The organism is Subtercola sp. RTI3 (genome assembly GCF_035018625.1).
GTDB classification, from domain to species: Bacteria; Actinomycetota; Actinomycetes; order Actinomycetales; family Microbacteriaceae; genus Subtercola; species Subtercola vilae.
This window is the reverse complement of the sequence record NZ_JASJXO010000006.1, coordinates 1-11,862: the sequence shown is the minus strand read 5'-3', so window position 1 is coordinate 11,862 and position 11,862 is coordinate 1. Positions and strand designations below refer to the sequence as shown.

Annotated in this window: 10 protein-coding genes; 5 read left to right on the top strand and 5 right to left on the bottom strand. The window is 68.8% G+C overall.

Annotated features, from left to right (window positions below):
- Nucleotides 1-42 precede the first annotated feature (42 nt).
- Nucleotides 43-996 (bottom strand): GlxA family transcriptional regulator, encoded by a 954-nt coding sequence (locus QN358_RS03880; protein ID WP_323511658.1) that lies wholly within the window; start codon nucleotides 994-996, stop codon nucleotides 43-45.
- Nucleotides 997-1,190: 194 nt separating this feature from the next.
- On the opposite strand from QN358_RS03880, the gene QN358_RS03875 reads away from it, so the two are divergent.
- The 3 genes from QN358_RS03875 to QN358_RS03865 all read left to right on the top strand — a co-directional run bounded on the left by QN358_RS03875 (nucleotide 1,191) and on the right by QN358_RS03865 (nucleotide 6,813).
- Nucleotides 1,191-1,508 (top strand): WhiB family transcriptional regulator, encoded by a 318-nt coding sequence (locus QN358_RS03875; RefSeq protein ID WP_136641644.1) that lies wholly within the window; start codon nucleotides 1,191-1,193, stop codon nucleotides 1,506-1,508.
- A 78-nt stretch (nucleotides 1,509-1,586) separates the two neighbouring features.
- Complete coding sequence (locus QN358_RS03870; protein WP_323511657.1) at nucleotides 1,587-5,237, top strand: glycosyltransferase family 2 protein; 3,651 nt, start codon at nucleotides 1,587-1,589, stop codon at nucleotides 5,235-5,237.
- Nucleotides 5,212-6,813: a DUF5719 family protein gene (locus tag QN358_RS03865; RefSeq protein ID WP_323511656.1), complete on the top strand. Its 1,602-nt coding sequence runs from the start codon at nucleotides 5,212-5,214 to the stop codon at nucleotides 6,811-6,813. The genes QN358_RS03870 and QN358_RS03865 overlap by 26 nt, the downstream gene beginning before the upstream one ends.
- Nucleotides 6,814-6,845: 32 nt before the next feature.
- Here the strand turns inward: QN358_RS03865 and QN358_RS03860 are convergent, their stop codons facing one another.
- Nucleotides 6,846-7,286: a metallopeptidase family protein gene (locus QN358_RS03860; RefSeq protein ID WP_323511655.1), complete on the bottom strand. Its 441-nt coding sequence runs from the start codon at nucleotides 7,284-7,286 to the stop codon at nucleotides 6,846-6,848.
- A 61-nt stretch (nucleotides 7,287-7,347) separates the two neighbouring features.
- Here QN358_RS03860 and QN358_RS03855 point away from each other — a divergent pair, with 61 nt between their 5' ends.
- Nucleotides 7,348-7,560 (top strand): DUF3499 family protein, encoded by a 213-nt coding sequence (locus QN358_RS03855; RefSeq protein ID WP_136641648.1) that lies wholly within the window; start codon nucleotides 7,348-7,350, stop codon nucleotides 7,558-7,560.
- Here QN358_RS03855 and QN358_RS03850 read toward each other — a convergent pair.
- On the bottom strand, nucleotides 7,557-8,429 hold the full coding sequence (locus QN358_RS03850; protein WP_323511654.1) for an RDD family protein: 873 nt from the start codon (nucleotides 8,427-8,429) through the stop codon (nucleotides 7,557-7,559). The genes QN358_RS03855 and QN358_RS03850 overlap by 4 nt on opposite strands.
- Before the next feature lie 17 nt (nucleotides 8,430-8,446).
- Here QN358_RS03850 and QN358_RS03845 point away from each other — a divergent pair, with 17 nt between their 5' ends.
- On the top strand, nucleotides 8,447-9,442 hold the full coding sequence (locus QN358_RS03845) for a stage II sporulation protein M (RefSeq protein WP_323511653.1): 996 nt from the start codon (nucleotides 8,447-8,449) through the stop codon (nucleotides 9,440-9,442).
- 33 nt (nucleotides 9,443-9,475) lie between these two features.
- On the opposite strand, the gene QN358_RS03840 is transcribed toward QN358_RS03845, so the two are convergent.
- Nucleotides 9,476-10,783, bottom strand: a complete 1,308-nt coding sequence (locus QN358_RS03840) for a DUF58 domain-containing protein (protein WP_323511652.1) — start codon at nucleotides 10,781-10,783, stop codon at nucleotides 9,476-9,478.
- Between the two features lie 67 nt (nucleotides 10,784-10,850).
- Nucleotides 10,851-11,828, bottom strand: coding sequence for an AAA family ATPase (locus tag QN358_RS03835; RefSeq protein WP_136641651.1), 978 nt, complete (start codon nucleotides 11,826-11,828; stop codon nucleotides 10,851-10,853).
- Nucleotides 11,829-11,862 lie beyond the last annotated feature (34 nt).

The window sequence follows — 11,862 nt, the reverse complement described above, 5'->3', positions numbered from 1 at the left end:
ACCCGCACCGGTGACGGCAGCCGGCCGAGCGCGGGCTGCCGCTCAGGCGGGCGTCAACGAGAAGGTGCGCCGGTACGCCGCCGGTGTGGTGCCGAGGACTTTCGCGAAGTGGTGGCGCATGACCGCCGCCGACCCGAAGCCCGCCTCGGCGGCGACCCGGTCGAGCGCCAGGCCCCCCTCTTCGAGCAGTACCTGCGCGCGCAGCAGCCGCTGGCGGGTGAGCCACGCTGCGGGGGTGGTGCCGAGGTCGGCCCGAAACCGGCGGGCGAAGGTGCGGGGCGACATCAGCGCGCGCCGGGCCAGCTGGTCGACAGAGAGTTCGTGGCCGAGGTTGTCGACCATCCAGGCCGTGACGGCCGCGAAGGAGTCGCCGACCTCCACCGGCACCGGCGCGGCGATGTACTGCGCCTGGCCGCCCGAGCGCTGCGGCGGGATGACCATTCGGCGCGCGATGACATTGGCGGCAGCGGCTCCGAGTTCGGTGCGCACCAGGTGCAGGCAGGCGTCGATTCCCGCGGCGGTGCCGGCGCTCGAGATGACGCGACGGTCTTCGACGAAGAGCACGTCGGGGTCGACGACGGTGAGGGGGTAGTCGTTCGCGAGGCGTTCGGCGTGCATCCAGTGCGTCGTCGCACGTCGGCCGTCGAGAATACCGCTGGCTGCCAGCGTGAAGGCGCCGCTGCAGACGCTGAGAATCCAGGCGCCGCGGGCTTCGGCTTCGCGGAGCACGCGCACGACCTCCGGATGCACCGGGTCGTCGATGATGTGGGCCGGCACGGCGATGAGGTCGGCATCGGCTGCCGCAGCCAACCCTTCGGTGATGACCATGTCGAACCCGAGGCTCGTGGTGACGGGGCCGGGCTCGGCTGTCACGATGTGAAAATCGAAGGCGGGGCCGCCCATATCAGTGCGATCGACGCCGAAGACCTCGCAGACCACTCCGAACTCGAACGGGGCCACGTTCGGCAGGGTGATCAAGACGATTTTCTTCAGCATGCTGGCAGTTTATCGACGACAGGCGGATAACTGACACAGCATTTGCAAAATAGCGTCGTGTCTGAACCTTGCATGCGCGGTTGAGGGTTTACGATCTGCGACTTGACTGATCGGAACTACACCGGTGTAATTAGTCATAAGGGGTTATCAGTCAGGCTCGGCACGTCGCAGTCTGTCAGAAGGGAGAGCGTGATATGTCGCCAGCAGAGTTCCGCTCGGGAGGCGTGCCTGACAACTGGTTCGTCGACCCCGTCGAACTGGGCGTACCGGGTGTGCGTCAGACCGACGACAATCCGCTGGCCTGGCAGACCGACTCGCTCTGTGCGCAGACCGACCCCGAAGCATTCTTTCCCGAAAAAGGTGGTTCGACCCGAGATGCCAAGCGCATCTGCCAGACCTGCGAAGTGAAGAGCAAGTGCCTCGAGTACGCGCTGAGCAACGATGAGCGGTTCGGTATCTGGGGCGGGCTCTCTGAGCGCGAGCGCCGCAAGCTCCGCAAACAGGCCGGCTGAGCGTAAAACTGCCGCCAGTTCTCGGCGCGCCGACAACACGGCCCCCCGCAACAGGGGTGTGCGCCTAAAGTCGAATGGATGCAAGCCCGAGTAACTGCTGTACTGGTCGCCCAGAATGGTGCCGAGCGACTCTCACGTACGCTCGACGCTCTTCGTGCCCAGACACGCCAACCCGAATCCCTCGTCGTCGTCGACGTGTCATCAACCGACGGCACCGCCAAGCTGCTCTCTGAGGCTCAGCCCACGGGTTTTCTGTCGGCGTCGAGCCGCCTCTCGTTCGGTGTGGCCGTGAACCACGCGCTCGGTGTGGTCAGCCCGCCGGCGTCAGACGACGAGTGGCTCTGGTTGCTCGCCCACGACACGGCGCCCGAGCCCGACGCACTTGCCGCGCTTCTGGCCGCCGTCGAGGTCAACCCCTCGGTCGCGGTTGCCGGGCCCAAGCAGATGGAATGGAACGACAGCGGCTTCATCGCGGGTTTCGGTGAGTCGGTCACCCGCTTCGGGGCGAGCGTTCCCCTCGTCGAACGCGAACTCGACCAGGCGCAGCACGACCGGCTGAGCGATGTGCTCGGTGTCGGTGCGGCCGGAATGCTGGTTCGGCACTCGGTCTGGAACGCCCTCGGCGGGTTCGACCCGGCATTGCCCACGGCTGACAACGGCCTCGACTTCTCTATTCGTGCCCGCCTCGCGGGGCACCGGGTCATCGCGGTGCCGGCGGCCAAGGTCGTCACCGCCGGAGACGGGCTCTCCGGCCCCGGCACCTCCATCAAGGGCTCGCAGCGCCGGCGTCGACAGTCGGTTCGTCGTGCGGCGCAACTGCATCGCCGCCTGGTCTATGCCCCGGCCTTCACCGTGTTCTTCCACTGGCTGTCACTCGTGCCGCTCGCGGTGCTCCGCACGCTGTTCCAGGTTCTGCGCAAGCAGCCCGGCGCCGTTGCGGGTGAGTTCGCCGCCGCGTTCAGAACGGCCTTCAGCGGCCGGGTCGGCGCTGCGCGGCGATCGATCAAGAAGACCAGAAAAGTCGGCTGGGGTGCGGTCGCACCGCTGCGCATCCCGGGCGCCGAAGTGAGGCGCCGCAACGCGCTGGTTCGTGAGCTGGCGCTGTCACAGGCGCGCGGCTCCCGCGAAGAGCTCAACTTCTTCTCCACCGGCGGCGCGGCCATTGTTCTCGCTGCACTCGTCGTGGGGTTCGCCCTGTTCTTTCCGCTGTTCGGCAGCAAAGCCCTCGCCGGTGGTTCGTTTCTGCCGCTGAGCGCCGATGTGGGCGGGCTGTGGGCGAACATCGGCTACGGCTGGCGTGATCTCGGGCTCGGCTTCGTGGGGGCATCCGACCCCTTCAGCTACATTCTCGCGGTGTTCGGGTCGATCACCTTCTGGTCGCCCTCTGTCTCGCTCGTCGTGCTCTACCTGGTTTCGCTGCCGCTGGCCGCGCTGGCGGGGTGGTTCGCTGCCGCCAAGCTCACGAACCGCTCGGGCCTTCGCATCTTCGGCGCGGTGCTGTGGGCCATCGCGCCGCCCCTGCTTTCAGCACTCGACGCCGGGCAGGTGGGCGCCATCGTGGCGCATCTGCTGCTGCCCTGGCTCGTGCTCGCGGCTCTTTCGGCAGCTCGGTCGTGGTCGGCGTCGGCCATCGCCTCGCTTCTGTTCGCCGCGGTGACAGCTGCTGCGCCCTCGCTCTGGCCTGCCCTGCTGGTGCTCTGGCTCGCGTCGGTGATCTTCGCCCGCCGGGCGGTGATGCGGTACGTCGGCCTGCCGATTCCGGCACTGCTGCTGGTGGCGCCGCTCGCGTACGAGCAGTTCATGCGCGGCAACCTCTGGGGCGTCTTCGCCGACCCGGGGTTGCCGAACGCACACGGCACCGTGAGCGTCACCGATCTGCTGCTCGGGCTTCCTGAGCAGGGGCTCGGCGGATGGTCGGGCATCGGTGGCACCCTCGGCATCGACTCGCAGACGCTGCAGTTCATCGCGCTGCTCCTCCTGGTGCCGCTCGCCCTCATCGCGGTCGCTGCACTGTTTCTGCCGCGGTCGTGGCGCGCTTCGGCGGCCATCGGCTTCGCCATCCTCGGTTTCGCCACTGCGGTGGGCGCGACTCTCATCCAGGTGTCGGCCTCCGGCTCGTTCGAGGTCACCATCTGGCCGGGCGCCGGCCTCAGCCTCTACTGGCTCGGGCTGGTGGGGGCGGCCACGATGGGCCTCGCCACGTTCACCCGGCTCGCTGCCCTGCCCGCCGTCATCGCGGCCCTCGCTGTCGCGGTACTCGCGGTTCCGGTCGCCGCATCGACTCTCACCGCCACAAGCGACGTTCGGTCATCGACGGGCGCTTCGCTGCCCGCTTTCGTCACGGCCGAGGCCGCCTCGAACCCGCGGGTCGGCACGCTCGTGCTCGGCGCCGAGGCGAACGGAGGCCTCACCGCATCCGTCGTGCACGGCGTCGGCGCGACCCTCGAAACCCAGTCGACCCTGGCTGCCACGACGGGGGAGCCCACTGCAGCAGAGCAGAACCTCTCGACCCTCGTCGGCAACCTCGCCTCCCGCAGTGGTACCGACGCGAGTGTCGCGCTCGCGAACCTCGGCGTCGAGTTCATCGTTCTCTCGCCGACCACGTCGTCGGCGACACCGGATGCCCAGGCCGTCGTTGCGCGCGCCACGAGCGCCTTCGACAGCAATGCCTCCCTCACCGCCATCGGGCAGACCTTCGCAGGCGAGCTGTGGCAGATCACCGGCACCCCCGGGTTCTCGGCGCTTCCCGCGCCCACCCCCACCAACACGGGCACTCCCATCGGCTTCGTCGTTCTTCTGGTGCAGGCGATCGTGTTCGGGCTGCTGCTGCTTCTCGCACTGCCAGCCGGGCGCCTCGAGGCCCATGGCCTGCGGGCGGCCAGCACAGTCGACGAGCTCGACCAGCCTGGTGAGCCAGTCGAACCGCTCGAACCAGTCGAACCGCTCGAGCCCGATGACAGCGTGCCAGACGATCAGCGCGGTGACGCGGGAGGTGCGGCCGTCGACAAGACGGGCGGGCTCGACGCCCCGCCGACCATCGGCACGGTCGCCGCCGCCGACGACGCCAGCGGCCTCCCGGTTTCCGCCGGTGTCGCAGCCGTCGGCGAGGCCGTGACACCTGCGGCCGCGTCGGTTGCTACCGCGGCCACTGCGGGGGCCAAACGTCGCAAACTCTTCGCGCGCAAACCGAAGCCGGTGCCTGTGCCTGTCGATGCCGTCGTCGAGCCGGCCAATCCGGCCGAACCGGCCAATCCGGCCGAACCGGTCGACTCTGGCGAACTCGCCGAGCCCGCCGTGACTGTCGCGCCCGACGCCACACAGGTCGACGTGAGAGCAGTGTCCGACACCGCACCCAACACCGACACCGCACCCAACACCGAAACCATCAACACCGCCGCCGCACCGGCTGGCGAGGTCGTAGTGCCCGACGAGGTCGCAGTGCCCGACGAGGTCGCCGTGCCCGACGAGGTCGCAGTGCCCGACGAGGTCGGAGTGGCTGACGAAGTCGCAGTGCCCGACGAGGTCGGAGTGGCTGACGAAGTCGCAGTGCCCGACGAGGTTGCCGTGGCTGAGGAAGTCGCAGTTCCCGGCGAGACCGCACCGGCTGACGACGCCGCAGTGCCAAACGAGGTCGCCGTGCCAAACGAGTCCGACGAACATGCCGCTGACGGCATGAACCCGACCCCAGGCGAGGAGGTGCACCGTGGCACGAACACCGAAGAACGCTGATGCCGGTACCGTGAAGGCGGCCGTGCGGGCGAATGCCGCCGCGAATGCGAAAGCCAAGGCAGATGCGAAAGCAGCCGCGAAAGCAGGCAGGGCCGAAAATGCGACCGGATCATCGACCGGTTCGCCATCGACTCGCACCCGGTACGCGAAAACGGGCGCACGGCTTGTGACGGGTGTGGTGGTGCTCGCCATCGGTGTCGCCACCGTTACCGCGGCCAGTGCCCTTGCTCTGCCGCAGGTGTCACACGGCGTGCCGAGCGTCACCGTCGTTCCCGATGCCTCCCCGCAGACTCTGGCGTGCCCCGGCCCTCTCGTCTCGCTTGCCGACAGTTCGGGGCAGAGCGCGACCAAGGTCGCTTCGGTGGGCACCACCACGCTCGTGGCCGGGGCTACCCCGTTCGGCACCCCACTCAGTTCTGCGAACCTCACTCAGACCGATGCGGCCGGTGCTGCATCCGGAGCCTCCCTGCCGACGGGCATCACTGCGGCGGGCGCCACGGGAATCCTGGTCTCGGGCAGCCAGTCGCAGCAGGTCTCCAACGGCGATCTGGTCGGGCTCGCGAGTTCTGCCTGCGCCGAGACCTCGGCCGACAGCTGGCTGGCAGCCGGGTCGACAACCACGGGCCGCACCAGCTTCGTCGTGCTCACGAACCCCACCGAGGTGGCGTCGACGGTGAACCTCACGATCTTCGGCGAGACCGGGCTCGTCACCGCACCCGGTACAAGCGGCATCACCGTGGCACCGCGATCGCAGCGGGTGTTGTCGTTGGCAGGGTTCGCACCGAACGTGGTGTCGCCGGTCATCCACGTCGTCAGCACGGGCGGCAATGTACTCGCGTCACTGCAGCAGAGCGTCGTTCGGAGTTTGACCCCGGGCGGAGTCGATGTCGCAGGCCCGACGCAGGCCCCCGCCACTACACAGACCATCGCGGGCGTTCAGATCGTCAGCACCAGCGCCATCGCCGAACGGGCCGCTGACCCCGCGTCGAGCGACCTCCCGGCGGCGCTGCGTGTCTACGTGCCGAGCGCAGAGGGAGCCACCCTCGCCGTGACGTTCAAGAGCGAGACGCTCGGAGTCGCCGACATCTCGGTGAACTATACGGCGACCGGGGGGCTCGTCACCGACTTTCCGCTGCCCTCCCTGACCGACGACAGCTACAGCGTGAGCGTCGTGTCAGACAAGCCGGTCGTGGTCGGTGCTCGCTCCGCCGTCGTGAGCGGCGGTGTCGACTTCGCGTGGACGGGTTCGGCGCCCAGCCTGAACGGTTCGTTCCTGGTTTCGAGCGCCACCGGGCCGAACCCGCGGCTCATGCTGGCCAATTCGGGCGTGGCAGACGCTGCGGTGACGGTGACTCAGGCTGTCGCTTCTCCGCAGGCAAGCGACACGGTGTCGCTGACCGTGGCTGCGAATTCGGCGGCCGGAGTGTCACTGCAGCCGAACACGACGTACACGGTGACCACGACCGCGCCCATCACAGCAGCGATCGGGTACCTCGGCGACGGACTCATCTCGTCGTTCACGATCAGCCCGCCGAGCCCGCTCGCCAGCCCGCTCACCCTGTACCCGGGCAACTGACGTTCTGCGGCTGCAGAGCCGCGGCCCCGCTTCTAGAAGTGGCGAAAGCGATCGGGCGCCAGATCCCACGGGTCTTTGCCGAGCAGCTCGGCGACCGCGCGAAAAACGCAGCTCTCGATAATCATGCGCTTGTGCAATTCGTCGTCGCGGTGCAGCTTCGACAGGCGCTGGATGGGCAGCCGGTACAGAATCACGCGGCGGCCGATGACGCTCCAACGGGCAACGGGTGCGCCCGCTTCGGGAAGCCCGAGCGGAACCGCGCCGATCTCGAATTTCGCGTCTGCCAGCTCATCGGGCCAGACGCTTTTCAGGTAGTCGGCTGTTGACGCCACGGTCATCTCGAACGAGTCGATGCGAGTGCGCAGCGGTGGCAGATGAGGGCCCGTGACCGACGAACGCAGGGTGCGCCCGTGACGGTTGCGGTACCTCTCGCTGGAGGTTCTCGCTGAACTGGTTCGCCGTGAACGTGGCATGAACCCAGCTTACGGCGCGGCACGGAGCTTCTGGGCGCCCGGGGCGCTTACTCTGAAACGGATGACCACCAGAACCTGCTCGAGAATCACGTGCCACAACGTCGCGGTCTCCACGTTCACCTATGTGTACGCCGACTCCATGGCGGTGCTCGGCCCGTTGAGCACCCAGCACGAGCCGCACAGCTACGATCTGTGCGCCAAGCACTCCGAGAGCCTCAGTGCCCCGCAGGGCTGGCAAGTCGTACGGTACGTCGCTGTGGGCAACGACTTCTAACGGTTCGGAAAGCCGTGCGGCAGCGCGGCGAGGGTAGGGGCCAGGCGGGCGAGCCGTGCAGCCTCGAGGGCGAGGGCGGCAGCCTCGCGATCGCGCCGCAGTGCGGCCACGCCGAGCAACACCGTCTCGGGGTGAAACGGCGGCGACGAGGGCAGCGGTGAGACGAAGGGTGCCGCTTCGGCCAGCAGAGCCGCAGAAAGACGGCCCCGGGCATCCGGAGTCATCTGCGGTGCCTCGGCCAGAAACTGGGCGATGCGCCGGGCCAGGCGGTCAGGCAGCCGCGCGACGTCGGCCACCTGGGCCCAGCCGAACAGAACCGGCGGCAGGGGCTGGGCATGCGAGACGAGGCGGGGAACTCGTTCGTACTGCGAGAAGGTTCCTGCCACGAGGTCGCCCAGGCGCTTCGAGCGCGGGTTCAGCAGCGACACGAACACGGCCAGGCCGCCGAGAGTGAAGTAGAGCTCGAGCACTCCGGTGAGCGAGCGGATGAGTGCGTGGCGGAGCGAGATCGACCCGCCGTCGTCGCGCACGATGCGAGCGCCGACCGCGAGCTTGCCGAGAGAGCGACCGTGCGTGAAGGTCTCGACGGCGGTGGGCACCACGACGAGACAGAACGCGACGCTGGCCACAGTGAACGCGCGCAGAAGGGCGTCGTCTGCGCCGGTCGCCTGCTGCCAGACCCCCAGCAGGTAGAGGGCCGCGAGAAACAACCCCGCAGAGAACAGCACGTCGATCATGGCGCCTGCCCCCCGCAGAATGAAACTCGCGGGGCGGAGGTCTAGCGCGACCGCCTCGCCCGTGACGAGCATGTCGCCGCTGTACTCGAGGGAGTGTGTCGCCTGTGTGGGGGCGAGAAGGGGCGCTGCCATGGCTATCATCTAAGCAGATGGATCTCGACGCCTACACTGCCGCCCATCGAGACGAATGGAGTCGTCTCGATGCTCTCGGGCGACGCCGCACTTTCTCGGGTGCCGAAGCCGACGAACTGATCGACCGTTACCAATCGGGAGCCACCGACCTCTCGGCCATCAGCACCTCGGTCGGCTCGAGTGTCGCCGGCGACCGCCTCTCGGTGTCGCTGTCGCGGGCACGCCTGCGGTTCACCGGGGCGAGCAGCAATGTGCTCAGCCAGATTCCCGCCTTCTTCCAACTGCAGCTGCCGGCGGCGCTGTACCGGCTCCGGTGGATTGTGCTGGTGGTCGCGCTGGCCACGGTGGTTGTCAGCACACTGTTCGCCGTGTGGGCGCTGAACGACCCTCAGGTGCTCGCCAACTTCGGCACCGATGCCGAGCTCCGCCAGGTCGCCCAGCATGACTTCGTCGACTACTACTCGAACAACCCCGCCGCCTCGTTCACCGGGCAGGTCTGGACAAACAACGCTTGGCTCGCCGCGCAGTGCGTCGCCTTCGGCCTTGTGGGTGTCTACGTGCCGTACCTGCTGCTGCAGAACGCCCAGAACATCGGCGTCGACGCGGCGGTGCTCTTTCACTACGGGCAGGGCGACGTGTTCTTTCAGTACATCCTTCCGCACGGGATGCTCGAACTGACCGCCATCTTCGTGGCCGCGGCCGCGGGCTTGCGCATCTTCTGGGCGTGGATCGCGCCGGGCGCCCGCACCCGTGGCCAGGCGCTCGCCGACGACGGGCGGGCCCTGTTCACGGTCGCCGTGGGTCTCGTGTTCGTGCTGCTCGTGTCGGGTGTGCTCGAGGGGTTCGTCACGCCGCAGCCGTGGCCGTGGCCGGTGAAGATCGCCATCGGTGCCGTTGCGGTGGGCGCGTTCGTGTTCTACATGGTGTTCGTGGGCGGCCGGGCCTTTCGGGCCGGCCAGACGGGCGACCTGGCGGAGTTCGACGCCGGCGCGCGGCAGCTCGTCGCGGTCTGAGAGCCCGCTCGCCCAGCTCGCGCGTGCGGCGGGTCAGAGCCGACCGGCTGCCTTCAGAGCCAGGTACCGGTCGGCCACCGCGGGCGGCAGGTCGGCAGGGGCGCCCGTGACGACATCCGCACCCTGTTGGCGGGCGGCAGCGGCCACGCGTGCCACATCGAGCAGCGCACGTTCGGCGGCGGCCGCCGTGTAGGTCTCCTCGCGGTCGGATCTCCGGCTGACCCGCGCAAACGTCTCGGGGTCGGTCACCGACGCTACGAGCACGAGGTGGCGCTGGGTGAGCTGCGGAAGCACCGCCAGTAGCCCGCGCGATGACCCGGGTGTCTCGAGCGACGTGAGCAGCACGACGAGCGCCCGCTGGTTCGTCACCTGGCGCACCTGGGCCGGGATGGCCGCCCAGTCGGTCTCGAGCAGCTCAGGGTCAACCGGGGCCAGCGCGTCGACGAGTCCCGACAACAGTGCAGCGCCGGTCGCACCCTTCACACGGGCGCGAACGCGGCGGTCGTAGGCGATGACGTCGACCCGGTCGCCGGCGCGCGTGGCGAGTGCCGAGAGCAGCAGCGCCGCCTCGAACGCGGTGTCGAGCCGCGGTTCGTTGTCGATGCGGGCGGCACTCGTACGGCCTGAGTCGATGACAATCACGACGCGGCGATCTCGCTCGGGCCGCCACGTGCGAACAACCACGTCGTTGTGCCGGGCCGTCGCACGCCAGTCGATCGAACGCACATCGTGGCCTCGAACGTATTCGCGCAGGCTGTCGAACTCGGTGCCCTGCCCCCTGATCATGATGCTGGTGCGACCGTCGAGTTCGCGGAGCCGTGCGAGTCGTGACGGCAGGTGCTTGCGCGAGGTGAACGGCGGTAACACCCGAATGCGCCCGGGTGCCCGCAGAGTGGCCTGCCTCGCCCAGAGCCCGAGCGGCCCGAATGACCGGATGCCCACCTCTTCTACCCGGCGCTCACCCCGCCTGAACGGCCGGAGAACGACGGTGACCATTCGCCGCTCGCCGCGGGGAACCCGCACCGCGAACCGTGTCGTGAGGGCACCGGCTGACGGCTGCCAGGCATCCCGAACCGTGCCGTTCACCGGGCGACGGCCCGTATTGGTGAGGTACAGCTCGCCCGCGGTCGTCTCTCCGAGTCGCACCCGGGCCGGGAGCGCGCGTTCGAGGGCGAGGGCCCGCGGCGAGCCTGCCGCGATGAGGTCGACGATGCCCAGCACAACGACGAGCGCCAGCCACCAGCCGAGCGACGGCAGCGCGAGGCCGTAGAGCTGCCCGAACAGCACGATGGGCACAGCGCCGAGCGCGACGAGCAGCACGAAACGGCCCGAGACGGCCATCAGCGCGGCCCAGCGTCGATGACGGCTCGCGGTGCGAGCGACGAGATCAGTGCAAGCGGCAGCGGCACTAGATCGGCACCTGCACCTGCGCGAGAATGCCGCGCAGAATCGTGTCGACCGACACCCCTTCGAGTTCGGCCTCTGGCCGCAGCTGGATGCGGTGCCGCAGCACGGGCAGCACCATTGCCTGCACGTGGTCGGGGGTGATGGAGTCGAATCCGTTCAGCCAGGCCCACGCCTTGGCTGCGGCGAGCAGCGCTGTGCTGCCGCGCGGGCTCACCCCGAGCTTCACCGAGGGGCTCTGCCTCGTTGCACGCGAGAGGTCGACGGCGTACGCGAGAACATCCGGGGCCGCACCAACCCGCGCCACAGCGGCCTGCGCCTGGTGCAACTCGTCGGCACCCAGCACGGCCGTGACACCGGCGCCGGCCAGGTCGCGCGGGTTGAAGCCGGCGGCGTGTCGGGCCAGCACCGCGATCTCGGCGTCGCGCTCGGGAATCTCGAGCGTCAGCTTCAGCAGAAAGCGGTCGAGCTGCGCCTCGGGCAGCGTGTAGGTGCCCTCGTATTCGATGGGGTTCATGGTGGCGGCCACCAGGAACGGGTCTGGCAGCGGGCGGCTGACACCGTCGACGCTGACCTGGCGCTCTTCCATGGCCTCGAGCAGCGCCGACTGGGTCTTCGGGGGCGTTCGGTTGATCTCGTCGGCCAGCAGGATGTTCGTGAACACCGGCCCGGCCCGAAACTCGAACTCGCCGGCGCGGGCGTCGTACACGAGCGAACCCGTCACGTCACCGGGCATGAGGTCGGGCGTGAACTGCACGCGTTTCGTGTCGAGGCTGAGGGCGGCCGAGAGCGAGCGCACGAGCAGGGTCTTGGCGACGCCCGGAACACCCTCGAGCAGCACGTGCCCGCGCGCGAGCAGCGCCACCATGAGCCCGGTCACGGCGCCGTCTTGCCCCACGACGGCCTTGCCGACTTCGGTGCGCACACGGGAGAGGGCGAGGCGCAGCTCGTCGTTCGTTCTCGGCTGGGCGGGGTCGGTCATCTGACTGTCTCTTATACACATCTCCGAGCCCACG